16 protein-coding genes are annotated in these 15,416 nt (G+C 52.4%); 14 read left to right on the top strand and 2 right to left on the bottom strand.

Annotated features, from left to right (window positions below; all coding sequences use genetic code 11):
* Positions 1-4 precede the first annotated feature (4 nt).
* A complete protein-coding gene (locus LINBF2_RS01215) occupies positions 5-814 on the top strand; it encodes a type III pantothenate kinase (protein ID WP_104796697.1) in 810 nt (269 codons plus the stop codon).
* Positions 815-888: 74 nt separating this feature from the next.
* On the top strand, positions 889-2,073 hold the full coding sequence (locus LINBF2_RS01220) for a M20 aminoacylase family protein (protein WP_281889777.1): 1,185 nt from the start codon (positions 889-891) through the stop codon (positions 2,071-2,073).
* Positions 2,074-2,133: 60 nt separating this feature from the next.
* Here the strand turns inward: LINBF2_RS01220 and LINBF2_RS01225 are convergent, their stop codons facing one another.
* A complete protein-coding gene (locus LINBF2_RS01225) occupies positions 2,134-2,781 on the bottom strand; it encodes a TetR/AcrR family transcriptional regulator (RefSeq protein WP_281889779.1) in 648 nt (215 codons plus the stop codon).
* Positions 2,782-2,784: 3 nt separating this feature from the next.
* Positions 2,785-3,258, bottom strand: a complete 474-nt coding sequence (locus tag LINBF2_RS01230) for a phasin family protein (RefSeq protein WP_281889781.1) — start codon at positions 3,256-3,258, stop codon at positions 2,785-2,787.
* Between the two features lie 90 nt (positions 3,259-3,348).
* Here LINBF2_RS01230 and rfaH point away from each other — a divergent pair, with 90 nt between their 5' ends.
* The 12 genes from rfaH to rfbC all read left to right on the top strand — a co-directional run bounded on the left by rfaH (position 3,349) and on the right by rfbC (position 15,403).
* Positions 3,349-3,858 (top strand): transcription/translation regulatory transformer protein RfaH, encoded by a 510-nt coding sequence (gene rfaH, locus LINBF2_RS01235; RefSeq protein ID WP_281889783.1) that lies wholly within the window; start codon positions 3,349-3,351, stop codon positions 3,856-3,858.
* 21 nt (positions 3,859-3,879) lie between these two features.
* Positions 3,880-5,340, top strand: a complete 1,461-nt coding sequence (locus LINBF2_RS01240) for a mannose-1-phosphate guanylyltransferase/mannose-6-phosphate isomerase (RefSeq protein ID WP_281889785.1) — start codon at positions 3,880-3,882, stop codon at positions 5,338-5,340.
* Complete coding sequence (locus LINBF2_RS01245; protein ID WP_281889787.1) at positions 5,337-6,305, top strand: GDP-L-fucose synthase; 969 nt, start codon at positions 5,337-5,339, stop codon at positions 6,303-6,305. Before LINBF2_RS01240 ends, LINBF2_RS01245 begins: the two co-directional genes overlap by 4 nt.
* Positions 6,302-7,435, top strand: coding sequence for a GDP-mannose 4,6-dehydratase (gene gmd / locus LINBF2_RS01250; RefSeq protein ID WP_281889789.1), 1,134 nt, complete (start codon positions 6,302-6,304; stop codon positions 7,433-7,435). Before LINBF2_RS01245 ends, gmd begins: the two co-directional genes overlap by 4 nt.
* A 180-nt stretch (positions 7,436-7,615) precedes the next feature.
* A complete protein-coding gene (uppS, locus tag LINBF2_RS01255) occupies positions 7,616-8,329 on the top strand; it encodes a polyprenyl diphosphate synthase (RefSeq protein ID WP_281889791.1) in 714 nt (237 codons plus the stop codon).
* The gene (locus LINBF2_RS01260; protein WP_281889793.1) at positions 8,326-9,186 is read left to right on the top strand and encodes a Wzz/FepE/Etk N-terminal domain-containing protein; all 861 of its coding nucleotides are present in this window, start codon (positions 8,326-8,328) and stop codon (positions 9,184-9,186) included. The genes uppS and LINBF2_RS01260 overlap by 4 nt, the downstream gene beginning before the upstream one ends.
* A 6-nt stretch (positions 9,187-9,192) precedes the next feature.
* Positions 9,193-10,620, top strand: coding sequence for an undecaprenyl-phosphate galactose phosphotransferase WbaP (gene wbaP, locus LINBF2_RS01265; RefSeq protein WP_281889795.1), 1,428 nt, complete (start codon positions 9,193-9,195; stop codon positions 10,618-10,620).
* A gap of 25 nt (positions 10,621-10,645) precedes the next feature.
* Positions 10,646-11,641 (top strand): 2Fe-2S iron-sulfur cluster-binding protein, encoded by a 996-nt coding sequence (locus LINBF2_RS01270; protein WP_281889797.1) that lies wholly within the window; start codon positions 10,646-10,648, stop codon positions 11,639-11,641.
* A gap of 17 nt (positions 11,642-11,658) precedes the next feature.
* Positions 11,659-12,432 carry a glucose-1-phosphate cytidylyltransferase gene (gene rfbF / locus LINBF2_RS01275; protein WP_281889799.1) on the top strand — a complete coding sequence of 258 codons (774 nt, stop codon included), beginning with the start codon at positions 11,659-11,661 and terminating at the stop codon, positions 12,430-12,432.
* Positions 12,433-12,434: 2 nt separating this feature from the next.
* Positions 12,435-13,505 carry a CDP-glucose 4,6-dehydratase gene (gene rfbG, locus LINBF2_RS01280; protein WP_281889800.1) on the top strand — a complete coding sequence of 357 codons (1,071 nt, stop codon included), beginning with the start codon at positions 12,435-12,437 and terminating at the stop codon, positions 13,503-13,505.
* Positions 13,502-14,857 carry a lipopolysaccharide biosynthesis protein RfbH gene (gene rfbH / locus LINBF2_RS01285; protein ID WP_281889802.1) on the top strand — a complete coding sequence of 452 codons (1,356 nt, stop codon included), beginning with the start codon at positions 13,502-13,504 and terminating at the stop codon, positions 14,855-14,857. The genes rfbG and rfbH overlap by 4 nt, the downstream gene beginning before the upstream one ends.
* 9 nt (positions 14,858-14,866) lie before the next feature.
* On the top strand, positions 14,867-15,403 hold the full coding sequence (gene rfbC, locus LINBF2_RS01290; RefSeq protein WP_281889804.1) for a dTDP-4-dehydrorhamnose 3,5-epimerase: 537 nt from the start codon (positions 14,867-14,869) through the stop codon (positions 15,401-15,403).
* Positions 15,404-15,416: the final 13 nt, after the last annotated feature.

The following is a 15,416-nucleotide window of genomic DNA, read 5'->3' on the forward strand; positions in this document are numbered from 1 at the left end:
ACCTATGACATTCCTTGCACTCGACGTGGGCAACACACGCCTCAAGTGGGGCCTGTACGACAGCCCTGCGCCCGGCGCCAAACTGCTGGGCAGTGGCGCGGTGTTTTTAGAAAACATCGACCGATTGGCCGACGAAGACTGGCGCGAGTTGCCCGAGCCCACACACATGCTCGGCTGCATCGTGGCGGGTGAGGCGATTCGTCGTCGCGTCGAAGAGCAAATGGAGTTGTGGGACATCACCCCACACTGGGCCGTGTCGTCTGCCGCTGAAGCGGGCATGACCAATGGCTACGACCATCCCACGCGCCTAGGTGCAGACCGTTGGGTCGCCATGATTGGCGCACATGCGCGCATGTTGCAGCAAGTCAACGGTGCGGCGCCTAAGCCGATGGTGGTGGTGATGGTGGGCACGGCCGTGACGGTAGAAGCCATCGATGCCCATGGTAAATTTTTAGGCGGCCTCATCTTGCCTGGTCACGGCATCATGCTGCGTGCGTTGGAGTCGGGCACTGCAGGTCTGCGCGTGCCAACCGGTGAGGTGTGTGAGTTCCCCACCAACACCAGCGACGCCCTTACCAGTGGCGGTACCTACGCCATTGCCGGCGCGGTTGAGCGCATGGTGCAGCACGTGCGCCAACACTGTGGTGCCGAGCCTGCGTGCTACATGACTGGTGGTGCGGGTTGGAAGATGGCACCCAGCATGTCGGTGCAGTTTGAGCTGGTCGACTCGCTCATCTTTGATGGCTTGTTGGAAATCGCCAAACAGCGCTTAGACCACCCCACGCCCTTGTGGCCCTCGCGCTCGCTCTTTTGATCTTGCGCTTCTGACATTTTTTACGGGATAGCCCTTCGTGACATAGGGCCAGCGCAGCAGCTAGACTCAAAGCCATGAAAGTCCTTGATTCACTCACCAAGCAAGCTTCCTCCATCGCGGCCATTCGCCGCGACATTCACGCCCACCCCGAGCTGTGTTTTGAAGAAATTCGCACGGCCGATTTGGTGGCGCAAAAGCTCACTGAGTGGGGCATCCCCATCCACCGAGGCATGGGCAAAACGGGTGTGGTGGGCATCTTGAAATGCGGCACGGGTGACCGTGCCATTGGCCTGCGCGCCGACATGGATGCATTGCCCATGCAAGAGTTCAACCAATTCGCCCACGCCAGCCAACACGCGGGCAAGATGCACGCCTGCGGCCACGACGGCCATGTGGCCATGCTCTTGGCGGCGGCGCAATATTTATCCAAGCACCAAGACTTTGACGGCACGGTGTACTTCATCTTCCAACCCGCCGAAGAGGGCGGTGGCGGTGCCCGCGAAATGATGCGCGATGGCTTGTTCGACAAATTCCCCATGCAAGCCGTCTACGGCATGCACAACTGGCCCGGCCTCAAAGAAGGGCAGTTCGCGTTGAGCGCTGGCCCTGTGATGGCGTCGAGCAACGAATTCAAAATCACCATCCACGGCAAAGGCTGTCACGCAGCATTGCCTCACAACGGCATCGACCCCGTGGTTATTGCTTGCCAAATGGTGCAAGCCTTTCAAACCATCATCAGCCGCAACAAAAAACCAGTCGATGCGGGCGTGATTTCGGTCACCATGATCAACGCAGGTGAAGCCACCAACGTGGTGCCCGACAGCTGCGAGTTGCAAGGCACAGTCCGTACATTCAGCTTGGAAGTGCTCGACATGATCGAGCAGCGTATGCGCGACCTGGCTGCACACACCAGCGCCGCCTTTGGTGCCACTTGCACCTTTGAGTTTGAACGCAACTACCCACCCACCATCAACCACCCAGCCGAAGCCAACTTTGCGCGTGAGGTGATGGCCGACATCGTGGGAGCGGACAACGTGCTGGGCCAAGAACCCACCATGGGCGCAGAAGACTTCTCATACATGCTGCAAGCCAAACCCGGAGCGTATTGCTTCATCGGCAATGGTGACGGTGTGCACCGCGAAATCGGCCACGGCGAAGGCCCATGCACCTTGCACAACCCCAACTACGACTTCAACGACGCACTCATCCCCTTGGGCGCCACCTATTGGGTCAAACTCGTTGAGGCTTCGCTGCGCTAAGTTTCTAATCGGGGTCAGAACCCAATTATTTAACTCACATGGGCTGTGAGTTTTTGGGGCTTAATAAGCAGACAGCAGCGCGTTCAAGTGCTCTTTGTGCTCCGCCGTTGCATAAGGCAGCAATAAACCCAACACACTCTTTGCCCCGCGTAGCAGCGATGCTTGCGCGCTCTCGGGTTCTAGCGCATGGCGCGGGTTGCGCACGTATTCGTAGCTCAGCCACCAAGTCAGCATCACCACCATGTGCGTGGCGGTGGCTTCGCGTTCCGACACCGTCATGGCCAGCGCGCCATCGTGCTCTAAGCTATCCAGCAGCGTGCGAAACGCTGTGGTCTTGTGCAACAGCGCGTCTTTGATGTGCGTTTCAAGCTTACGGTTCTTGCTCAGCAAGTCGTTCAAATCGCGGTACAAAAAGCGGTATTGCCACACCAGCTCAAACAAGGTGTGCATGAAAAACCAAGCGTCTTCCACATCGTGCACGCCGGGCGCTGCGTCTAGCAGTTCATCCAGCGCCGCCTCGTATCGGTTGAACAGCGCCGTGACCAACTCCTCTTTGGCAGGGTAGTGGTAGTACAGATTGCCGGGGCTGATGTTGAGTTCTGACGAGATCAATGTGGTCGACACATTGGGCTCGCCAAAGCGGTTGAAGAGGTCGAGCGTGACCTCTAATATCCGCTCTGCGGTACGGCGTGGCGCTTTTTTTGCCATCAATTATTTCTTGGCTGTTTTCTTAGCTGGCGCTTTCTTCGCGGCAGTTTTAGTGGCGGGCTTGGCTGCAGTCTTTGTCGCGGCTTTGGGCTTCACACCCAGTTGCGCTTCCAGCGCAGCCACACGCGCATGCAGCGCTTGCAATTCAGCGGCTGATGGCACGCCCAAAGCATGCATGGCCTTGGCCACCCGCTCTTCAAAAATACCTTCTAGCTTGCCCCATTGGCCTGTGGCGCGTTCGCTCAGTGTGTGGGCTGCTTGCTGGGCTTTCTGTGTGGCCTCGGCCAGCTTTTCTTCGGCCGTGGTGTGCACCTTGCGTTGCATGGTGATGCCGTCGCTCACCAATTTTTCAAACGCTTTGGTACCGTCTTGTTGAGCCTTGGCAAATGCGCCCAAGCCAGCCAGCCAAATTTGTTGGGCTTGCTCTTTCACGTTGTCAGACATCGCAGCGGGATCAAACGGATTTTTGGTAGACATGTGGGCACACTTTCAAACAAAACATAAAACCGCACTTTAACGCCGAGTGCAGCCAAACACCACATGAAGTTTAGTTAGACTTCTCTAACAATGAGTAGCGAAAAACCCGAGACAACCCACCAAGCTTGGTACGTGGTCCACACCAAGCCTCGCCAAGAAGCCCGAGCCCTTGAAAACCTGCAAAACCAAGGCTTCAATTGCTTCTTGCCCACCATGCAGGTGCAAAAACTGCGCAACCAAAAAGTGCAGACCATCACCGAGCCCATGTTCAGCCGCTATCTGTTCATTCAGCTCGATGACCAAACCCAAAACTGGGGCCCCATTCGATCAACTTTAGGTGTGAGCAAGCTGGTCAGCTTTGGCCCTCAGCCCGCCAAGGTCCCGCCCGAGTTCATCGCGTTTTTAAAAGAAGCGCCGCCCGAAACTCTAGAGCGCATGTTTGCCCCCGGCGACAGCGTGCAAGTGGCCAGCGGCCCGCTGCAAGGCCTAGAAGGCAAATACATCGCCCACGATGGCGAAACCCGCGCCTTTGTGTTGGTCGACTTACTCGGCCAGCCGCAAAAGCTGCGCATGGCGGTCGAGAGCCTACGTGTGGTCTAGCTTCAAAGCGATAATTCTTATATGCATCAAATAGTTCCGGTTATTCTTTGTGGCGGCTCTGGCACACGCCTGTGGCCTCTGTCCCGCGCCGGTTTCCCAAAACAGTTTTTGGTTTTGTCGGGCACCACCAGCTTGTTTCAGCAAGCGGTTGAGCGCGTCAACCAATTGGGCGCTGCAGACATCACGGTAGGCAACACCTTGGTGGTCACCAACGAAGAACACCGTTTTTTATCGCTAGAGCAACTGCGCGAAATCAAGGGTGTCAATGCCACCCTGTTGCTAGAGCCCACAGGCCGCAACACGGCCCCCGCACTCACATTGGCCGCATTGCAAGCCACCGAAGGTGGGCAAGACCCCATTTTGGTGGTCACCCCCGCCGACCAAACCGTGCAAAACCCTGCAGCGTTTCAACAGGCGTTGCAGCAAAGCATTCGTGCCGCAGCAGAAGGCGGCATCGTTATCTTGGGCATCACCCCAGACAAGCCCGAAACGGGCTACGGCTACATCCAACAGTCCGGCACAGCGGGTGTGCATGGCGAATACACCGTAGCCCAGTTTGCCGAAAAGCCCAGCTTAGAAGTGGCCAAAGCTTATTTGGCAGGTGGCCAACACACGTGGAACAGTGGCATGTTTGTGCTGCGTGCCAGCACGTGGCTAAATGCCTTGCAGCACTTCCGCTCCGATATCGCCACGGCTACACAAACGGCGTGGCAAAGCAAAACCATAGACACACCTTTCGTGCGCCCCAACAAAGAAGCCTTCACCCAAGTGCCTTCTGAGTCGGTTGATTACGCCGTCATGGAGAAGTGCCCCGGCTCTAGCTTTCCCATCCACATGGTGCCGCTAGACGCTGGCTGGAACGACCTTGGCGCGTGGGATGCCGTGTGGCAAGTTAACCAAGACGGCCACCAAGACGCCCAAGGCAACGTGGTGCAGGGCGATGCTTTGCTGGCTGACACATCCAACACTTTCATCCATGCCAGCAGCCGTCTTGTGGGCACGGTGGGCGTGAGCAACCTCATCGTGGTCGAAACGGCAGATGCTGTGCTGGTAGCAGACCGCTCGAAAAGTCAAAACGTCAAAAAACTCGTGCAACAGCTCGAAGCCAACAAGCGCGAAGAGCTGTCCTTGCACCGCAAAGTGCACCGTCCTTGGGGCTGGTACGACAGCATCGACGAAGCTGAGCGCTTCAAAGTCAAGCGCATCCAAGTCAAACCCGGCGCAAGCCTGAGTTTGCAAAAACACCACCACCGTGCAGAGCACTGGATTGTGGTCAAGGGCACGGCCGAGGTCACATGTGGCGACAAGGTCACCTTGTTGGGTGAAAACCAATCCACCTACATTCCCTTGGGCGAAGTGCACCGCTTGGCCAACCCCGGCAGCATTCCTTTGGAAATTATCGAAGTTCAATCGGGCAGCTATTTGGGTGAAGACGACATTGTGCGTTTTGAAGATACCTACGGACGTTCAGACAACAAATGACAAACCAAAAAATCTACGTTGCAGGCCATCGTGGCATGGTGGGTTCGGCCATCGTGCGCCACTTGCTGGCGCAGGGTGTGGCGCAAAGCCAAATCGTCACCCGCACGCATGCCGAGCTAGACCTGACCAACCAAGCTGCAGTGCAAGCGTTCTTCGCCACAGAAAAACCCACTCATGTGTATCTGGCTGCTGCCAAAGTTGGCGGCATTCATGCCAACAACGTTTACCCCGCCGACTTCATCTACCAAAACCTCATGATGCAAGCCAACGTCATTGAGGCTGCATTTCAAAATGGCGTGCAAAAGCTGTTGTTCTTAGGCTCCAGCTGCATCTACCCACGCATGGCACAGCAGCCCATGCGTGAAGACGCGTTGCTCACTGGCACGCTAGAGCCAACGAATGAGCCCTACGCCATTGCCAAAATTGCCGGCATCAAGCTGTGCGAAAGCTACAACCGCCAATACAGCGCAAGCCACGGCGTGGACTACCGCAGCGTCATGCCTACCAACCTGTACGGCCCGGGTGACAACTATCACCCCGAAAACAGCCACGTCATTCCTGCGCTCATTCGCCGCTTCCACGAGGCCAAGCTGGCCAATGCCCCCAGCGTGGCCATTTGGGGCACAGGCACACCGCGCCGAGAGTTTTTGTATGTAGACGACATGGCCGCAGCCAGTGTGCACGTCATGCAGCTGCCCAAAGCCACCTATGACCAGCACACCACGCCCATGCAAAGTCACATCAACGTGGGCAGCGGGTCGGATGTGACCATTGCCGAAGTGGCGCAAACCATCGCCCAAACCGTGGGCTATGCAGGCCAGATCGAGTTCGACACATCCAAGCCTGATGGCGCTCCACGCAAGTGGATGGACAGCTCGCGCCTCAATGCCCTAGGCTGGCAAACCAAGGTAGATTTACAACATGGCCTCGCTGCCGCTTATCAAGATTTTGTGAGCAAACTATGACCCAACAACACCAACCCAAAGTAGCCCTTATCACGGGCATCACAGGCCAAGACGGTTCGTACCTTGCTGAGTTCTTGCTAGAGAAGGGCTACATCGTTCACGGCATCAAGCGCCGTGCGTCGCTGTTCAACACCCAGCGCATCGACCACATCTACCAAGACCCGCACATCGAGCACGCCAACTTCAAGCTGCATTACGGCGACCTGAGCGACACCAGCAACCTCATCCGCATCGTGCAAGAAACACAGCCGGATGAAATCTATAACCTCGGCGCACAAAGCCATGTGGCCGTGTCATTCGAGTCGCCTGAATACACCGCCGATGTAGACGGCATTGGTACCCTGCGCCTGCTAGAAGCTATTCGTATTTTGGGTTTGGAAAAGAAAACACGCTTCTACCAAGCCAGTACTTCTGAGTTGTATGGCTTGGTGCAAGAAATCCCGCAAAAAGAAACCACGCCTTTCTACCCACGCAGCCCTTACGCTGTGGCCAAGATGTATGCGTATTGGATCGTGGTCAACTACCGCGAAGCCTATGGCATGTATGCCTGTAACGGCATCTTGTTTAACCACGAAAGCCCACGCCGTGGCGAAACCTTTGTCACCCGCAAAATCACCCGTGGTTTGGCCAACATCGCCCAAGGCCTAGAGCAATGTCTGTACATGGGCAACCTAGATGCCCTGCGCGATTGGGGCCATGCCAAAGACTACGTGCGCATGCAATGGATGATGTTGCAACAGCAAAAAGCTGACGACTTTGTCATCGCCACAGGCGTGCAATACAGCGTGCGCCAGTTCATTCAATGGAGCGCCGAAGAGTTGGGCGTCACGTTGAAGTTTGAAGGAAAAGGCGTGGATGAGACCGCCACTGTTGCCGCTATCAAGGGCGACAAAGCCCCAGGCCTCAAGGTGGGCGACGTGGTGGTCAAGATCGACCCCCGCTATTTCCGTCCCACAGAGGTAGAAACCTTGCTGGGTGACCCATCCAAAGCCAAAGCCAAGCTGGGTTGGACACCAGAAATCACCGTGCAGCAAATGTGCGCTGAAATGGTGGCTACTGATTTAGAAGAAGCCAAAAAGCATGCGCTGCTCAAAAAGCACGGCTACAACCTCAATGTGAGCGTTGAATAGCTGCGTTTTGATAAATATTTCTTTTCATGTAATAGATAAGAATTATTTTAAGTTGTGTAATAGGTGTTGCATAAAGATATTTGTCTGATAATCATAGGCTTTGCTTTTGAGTGAAAAGGCGGTAGCGTGCCTGTAACGCTTTTGAGTCTGTAAGTCGTGTCTATTCAAGCTTCTTTAACTGTGCCTCAACACATAGCCATCATCATGGATGGCAATGGTCGCTGGGCACAAAAGCGCCACATGCCCCGCACTGTGGGCCATGCCAAAGGCGCGGCGGGTGTCAAAGCCTTGGTGGAGCACTGTGCCAAACTGGGTGTGAAATACCTAACGCTTTTTGCCTTTAGCACCGAAAACTGGAGCCGCCCAGCCGATGAGGTGTCTACCCTCATGGCCTTGTTTGTGCAATACCTCGAAAAAGAAATGGGTGCCTTAGCTGCAGCTGGAGTGCGCCTGAAGGTAATCGGCGATGTAGCCGGTTTTGCCCCCGAGCTGCAAACCCGCATCCGCGCTGCCGAAAAAGCCACCCAACACAACCAAGCCATCACCCTGGTGGTGGCAGCCAACTACGGTGGTCAGTGGGATGTGGTGCAAGCCGTTAGAAACTGGCAAGCTGCCCACCCAGAAGCAAGCGTTAGCCAGCTCACACAAGCGCAGCTGGCTCAACACCTCAGCACCGCAGGCATGCCAGATGTGGACTTGCTGATTCGCACCGGCGGCGAGCAGCGCATCAGTAACTTTTTGCTGTGGCAAGCCGCCTACGCTGAGCTGTACTTTACCGATGCCTTGTGGCCTGAATTTGACGAGGCCCAAATCAACCAATCCTTACACTGGTTCGCCACTCGCGAGCGCCGTTTTGGCAAAGTAACTAATCCCAATCTAGAAAAAGCCTTATGACAGAGCCATCTATTCCAACTTACGAAGACGACGAAATCAGTCTGCTGGACATCTTAGTTACTTTGGCTGAGTCGTGGAAGTTGCTGGTGTTTGGCCCCCTCATAGCCAGCGTACTGGCTGGCGCATTAAGCTTTTTGTGGCCCAAAACGTTTGAGTCTGTTGCTATTGTGCGTCTGACCGACGAGGATGTTGCCTTGCTGCACACAGCCCCTGTGCTAGATCCGTTGATTGAAAAATTTGGTTATTTGCAAAAAGCAGATGACATCAAAGATGATGCTCGCAAAGAGTTAAAAAAAGACCTGATCTTCTCAAGCGATAAAAAAACCAAGCTGGCTACTATTGTGGCCAAAGCTACAACGCCAGATCAAGCTCAAGCCTTGGGCAGTGCGGCCATTGCAGCTGTATTAGTAGAGCTACAAGTTAAGGGGCAAGAAAAAGTCTTGTTGGAAAAGACCATTGCTATCAATGAGCGCGCCATAGCAAGTGCGGAAGATGCCATCGAATCTATTCAACACAGCTTAAAAAAAGGCGCGCTTTCTGATCAGGGGCAAGAGTCGGCGGTTAAAAATCTGGCAGCTATTAACTCAGACATTGCCAAACGCGCACAAGAAAACGAAATGCTCCGCCAGAAGCTTGACGTGAAAGGCCTGGAGGTGTTTGTGCAACAGCCTAGCCTGCCGCAGCGTAAAACATCGCCTAAGTTGGGTTTTGTATTGTTGCTTGCGTTGTTAGTGGTTAGCTTTTTGTTGTTGTTATTTGTTTTTGTGCGCAAGGCAGTGGTTACTGCCAGTCAAGATGTGGAAGTCGCAGCAAAACTATCAACCATCAAGTCATTGATGGGCTTTAAAGCACCTTAAATACATATGCCTAGCCTCCACCCATTTGTATTTCAGCCAGTTTCGGACACGCGTCGCCAGTTGGCGACTGTTGTGTGTGGTTTATTTTTGGTCGTGGCTGACTTTATTGCGTGGTTAGTTGCTTATCAAATCGTTTCGCCAGCGAGCCAGATGGCTGCTACAAAATTTGTCATCATGGCGGCTGCATGGTGTGCATGGGCGGCGTTGGTGCGAAAGCAATACACGCGCAGGCACTCATTTTGGACAGAGCTTGGCTTGGTATTTCAAGGCATTTTCATGCTCGCATTTGTGGGTTCAATGCTCAAAGCGCTCATTGGCAATGCAGACAGCATGCCCGCCTGGCTGGCTGCTTGTGCAGCCTTGGCAGTGGCGTTGCCGCTGTTTCGTTGGTTTGCTAGGTCGGCCCTACGCAAGTTGCGGTTGTGGAGTTGGCCAACGTTGGTGTTTGGCTGTGGAGAAAATGCACAGCAAGCGGTGCTTGCACTGCGAGATGAGGCTGCCATGGGCTATGCGGTTGCAGGGTTGGTGGTGCCAAGTGGTCTCGCATCCAATTCCAGAGTGGTGGAGTTGGGTCTTCCTTTATCTGCTTGGCCCGGAGCGGCCGAAGACTTTGCGCGACTGCGTGGCTATCACTGCGTCATTGCGTTAGAGGCCAACGAGTCGGAGTTGCGTGACAAACTCATTCGACAGCTTTCACAGCACCAAGTGGGGCATGTTCATGTGGTACCCGCCATGCGCGGAGTGCCGCTGTTTGGCTTGGCTAGCACCAACTTCTTTAGCCATGAGGTGCTTATGATTCACATTAAAAACAGATTAAGCCATGCTGGCCTTAGGTTTATAAAACGTTGCTTCGATATTGTGGGGTCTACTTTGCTGTTGGGATTGTTGTCGCCACTGTTTGTCTATCTGGCGTATAAGGTCTCACGCGACGGTGGTGGCCCATTCTTTGGGCATGAACGCGTGGGGCAGGGTGGCAAAAGGTTTTATTGCTATAAATTCAGATCTATGATCGTTAATGCCCAAGAAGTTCTTGCGGACTTGCTGGCAAAGGATGCACAAGCCAAGGCTGAGTGGGAAAAAGATTTCAAACTTAAAAATGATCCACGTATTAACTCTGTAGGGCATTTTTTGCGTCGTACAAGCCTGGATGAGTTGCCTCAGCTGTGGAACGTCCTAATGGGGGACATGAGCCTTGTCGGCCCTCGTCCTGTGGTGCAGCCCGAGTTGGATCGCTACAGTGAAGATGTTGTTTATTATTTGATGGTGAAACCGGGCATGACCGGGTTGTGGCAAGTGAGCGGCCGCAATGATGTGGACTATGAAACGCGTGTTTATTTTGATTCCTGGTATGTAAAAAACTGGTCTTTGTGGGGCGACATCGCTATCTTGTTTAAAACCATTTCAGTTGTTGCGGGTAGACGAGGTGCATATTGATGGTGTCGAACGTTAATGAATTGCCATGATTAAAGTTACCCTTAATTCAGGCGCTTCGTTTAGTTGCGAGCAAGGGGTCTCCCTTCTCGATGCTGCCGAGCTTAGTGGCACACGACTGCCATATAGCTGTAGAACTGGCCGGTGCAGCACTTGTAAATGTAAAGTGCTGCAGGGTGAGTCCCTTGCAATGCAAGAAGAAATAGGTCTCAGTGCTGCAGAAAAAGCAGAGGGTTGGGTCTTAAGCTGTGTGCGTACAGCTATTTCTGATTTGGTTGTGGACGTGGAAAGTATTGGGGACGTCGTTTTGCCAGAACCCAAGACCGTCCCGTGTCGAATAAACAGCATTGAAAAAATGGCGCCTGATGTACTTCGAGTTTTTCTAAGGCTGCCTCCCTCTGTCGATTTTGTATTTATCCCTGGCCAGTACATAGATTTGATTGGTCCCAATGGTTTGCGTCGCAGCTACTCAATTGCGAATGGTAAATCTGTGGGGCAGCAAATTGAATTGCATATACGTTGCGTTGACGGCGGCGCACTAAGTCAATACTGGTTCGAGCAAGCAAAGCCAAATGATCTGCTTCGCTTGAATGGGCCTCTTGGCACCTTCTTTTTGCGAGATGTTGCAGGGCTTGACTTGGTATTGATGGCGACAGGTACTGGTATTGCGCCTGTGAAGGCGATCCTAGAGTCTATGAAAGAGTTTCCTGCTGAAAAGCAGCCGCGAACCCTGTCTGTCTTGTGGGGCGGTCGAACAAAGCAAGACTTATATTTAAGTTTCTCAGAGCTTCAAACCGTATCGCGATTTGTCCCTGTCCTATCGCGTGCTGATGATCAGTGGGCAGGTGCTAAGGGCTATGTGCAAGAAGCCTTGTTAAATATTAACCCAAGATTAGAAAATGCTGCTGTCTATGCTTGTGGGTCGAATGCAATGATTCGCTCGGCCCAGGCGGCACTGACAGATGCCGGTTTGCCAAGTCAACGTTTTTATTCCGATGCTTTTGTGAGCTCGGGCTTTAATTAACCAACTAAATAAAACTTATGAAAGCAGTCATTCTTGCCGGTGGACTCGGCACTCGTTTAAGCGAAGAAACCGCGACACGTCCCAAGCCGATGGTAGAAATTGGTGGGAAACCTATTTTGTGGCACATCATGAAAATGTATTCGTACCATGGCATCAACGACTTTGTGGTGTGTTGTGGCTACAAGGGTTATCTGATTAAAGAATACTTTGCAAATTACTTCTTGCACATGTCGGATGTAACCTTTGATATGCAAGCCAATTCCATGCATGTGCACGAAAAACGCGCAGAGCCTTGGAAGGTCACGCTTGTTGATACGGGCGATAATTCGATGACTGGTGGCCGTTTGCGCCGCGTTGCGGATCATGTCAAAGATGAAGAAGCCTTTTGCTTCACTTATGGCGATGGCGTTGGCGATAACGACATTGCAGCCAGCATCGCCTTCCATCGTAGCCATGGCAAGGCGGCCACTTTGACGGCTACTTATCCTCCTGGCCGGTTTGGTGCACTTGACATTCACGAAGGCCAAGTTCGTAGCTTTAAAGAAAAGCCGCGTGGCGACGGCGCGCTTATCAATGGCGGTTTTTTTGTGCTCTCACCTAAAGTGTTGCCGCTTCTAGATGGTGATGACACCATCTGGGAGCAAGGCCCATTAATGAAGCTCGCTGAAGAGGGGGAATTGATGTCTTTCCGTCACAGCGGCTTTTGGCAGCCGATGGACACGTTGCACGATAAAAACACCCTCGAAAAAATGTGGGCCAATGGCACTGCTCCATGGAAAAAGTGGGACTAACCATGAACCTGAAGCAAACCAATCCCGAGTTTTGGCGGGGTAAACGTGTACTGATGACGGGGCATACCGGCTTCAAAGGTGGCTGGTTGAGTTTGTGGTTGCAGTCGATGGGTGCGGATTTGGGCGGGATAGCGTTGGCCCCTCCTACCTATCCATCACTGTTTGACGTGGCGCGTGTGGCACAAGGTATGGAACATCATGTTGCGGATATTCGTGACTATGAAAAGGTTCGAAGCCTCGTCGCGCAATTTAAGCCCGAAATTCTCATACACATGGCAGCGCAGCCCTTGGTGCGTTTGTCGTATGAGCAGCCTATCGAAACCTACGCAACCAACGTGATGGGTACGGTGCATGTGCTTGAAGCTGCACGCCATGCAGGTGGCGTACGGGCTATCGTGAACATCACCACCGATAAGTGTTACGACAATAAAGAATGGGCATGGGGCTATCGCGAAGATGAGCCAATGGGGGGCTATGACCCCTATTCCAATAGCAAGGGGTGTGCAGAGTTGGTCAGTAGTGCATATCGCAAATCGTTCCTAAATGCAGAGGGCATTGCCATGGCGACTGCACGTGCGGGTAACGTCATTGGTGGCGGTGACTGGGCTCTCGATCGATTGGTGCCGGACATTTTGCGCGCTCTGGAAAAGCAACAGCCAGTACAAATTCGTAATCCGCATGCCATTCGGCCTTGGCAGCATGTGCTTGAGCCTTTGTCGGGCTATTTACTGTTAGCAGAGCGCTTGTATGAGCATGGGCAAGTTGACGCCGAAGGGTGGAATTTTGGTCCTCGCGACGAAGACGCGCAACCCGTTCAGTGGATTGTTGAGCACCTTTGCGAGTCTTGGGGGCGCAGCGCTACTTGGGTGCAACAACCCGGCGACCACCCTCATGAGGCAAACTATCTTAAGCTGGATATTTCGAAAGCGCGTCAGCGCCTGCAGTGGGCGCCGCGTTGGGCGCTGCACACTGCGTTGACCCGAATTGCCGACTGGCATCAGGCATGGCTGTCTGGTGCTGATATGCGAGCCTATTGTCTTCAACAAATCAACCAATATCAGAGTGAACAATGACCACAACTACTACTATTAACTTTCAACCTCAGCTGGATAAACTGCGCACCCAGATTAGTGAACTAGTGCAGCAATACGCGGACGTAGCGTATGCCCCTAGCCCCTTTGTACCAGGTCAAACGGCCGTGCCTGTATCCGGAAAGGTGATTGGCGCAAAAGAATTGCAATTTATGGTGGATGCATCACTGGATGGCTGGCTTACCACCGGACGTTTCAATGCGATGTTTGAAGATCGCATGGCGAAGTTCTTGGGCGTCAAGCATGTTTTGACTGTCAATTCAGGTTCGTCTGCCAACTTAGTAGCATTTTCTGCGCTGACTAGTCCTAAATTGGGTGATCGCGCTATCAAACCGGGCGATGAAGTCATTGGTGTGGCCGCTGGTTTCCCAACCACGGTTAATCCGATTGTTCAGTTTGGTGCTGTGCCCGTGTTTGTAGATGTGGACTTGGCAACGCATAACATCGATGCCAGCAAAATCGAAGCTGCAATAAGCCCTAAGACAAAAGCGATCATGTTGGCCCACAGCTTGGGTAATCCTTTTAACCTGGATGTTGTGACCGCGCTATGTAAAAAATACAATTTGTGGTTGGTCGAAGACTGTTGCGATGCTTTAGGCGCCACTTACAAAGGTCAAATGGTGGGCACTTTTGGCGACATCGCCACACTGAGCTTTTACCCTGCGCACCACATTACGATGGGCGAGGGCGGTGTGGTGTTTACCAATAATACCGAGTTGAAGCTGATTGCTGAATCCTTCCGCGACTGGGGCCGTGACTGCTACTGCCCTCCTGGCAAAGACAATACCTGCGACAAACGCTTTTGCTGGACCAAAGAACAGCTCGGTGGTGACCTGCCAGATGGCTATGACCACAAGTACACATACAGCCACTTGGGCTACAACCTGAAGATTACCGACATGCAAGCTGCATGCGCATTGGCACAAATGGACAGACTAGAAGAGTTCATAGCCAAGCGTCGTGCAAACTTTACTTATTTGAAGAAGCGATTGGCAAGTTGCTCAGACTTCCTGCATTTACCAGAGGCTACGCCTAACTCTGAACCATCATGGTTTGGTTTCCCACTAATTGTTAAAGAGACCAGCGGTATTAAGCGCAATGATTTGATCAATTACTTGGATCAAAATAAAATTGGTACACGCTTGTTGTTTGCAGGTAATTTAACCAAGCAGCCGTATATGGCAGGCCGGAATTACCGTATAAGTGGAGAGCTTGTTAATACTGATGTGGTAATGAATCAAACTTTTTGGCTTGGCACTTTTCCAGGGTTAAACACTGAGGAGCTAGACTTTATCACTGAGAAGCTGGAAGAGTTTTTCGGCATAAATTTCTGAAGATATTCTATGGAGTTAGTCCCCACAATACTAGAAGGATGTTTTAAGATTCATCCATTTTCCATCGAAGATGAGCGTGGCACGTTTGTTAAAACGTTTAATGCAGAGCTTTTTGCTGAATTTGGATTGCAAACTGAATGGCGTGAGGAGTATTACTCTAGCTCACGAAAAGGCGTGATTCGTGGGATGCATTTTCAAACCCCGCCTCATGACCATGAGAAGCTTGTGTATTGCTTGAGTGGAAAAGTTCTCGATGTCATATTAGACCTTCGAAGTGCTTCCAGAACATATGGTCGTTATATATCTATAGCATTAGATGCCAACAAAGGTCATGGAATGTTTATACCAAAGGGTATGGCGCATGGCTTTTTAGCATTAACAGAAAACGTGTTGATGGCATATAAAGTTGCAACTACATATGCTCCTCAAAATGATGCTGGAATTCGATGGGATTCATTTGGGTGTGATTGGGGTGTTAATAATCCTATTATTTCGACGAGGGATAATAAGCATCCATTTTTAGAAGATTTTATTTCTCCATTTTAATTATGAGAATATT

This window comes from Limnohabitans sp. TEGF004 (genome assembly GCF_027924965.1).
Lineage (GTDB): Bacteria > Pseudomonadota > Gammaproteobacteria > Burkholderiales > Burkholderiaceae_C > Limnohabitans.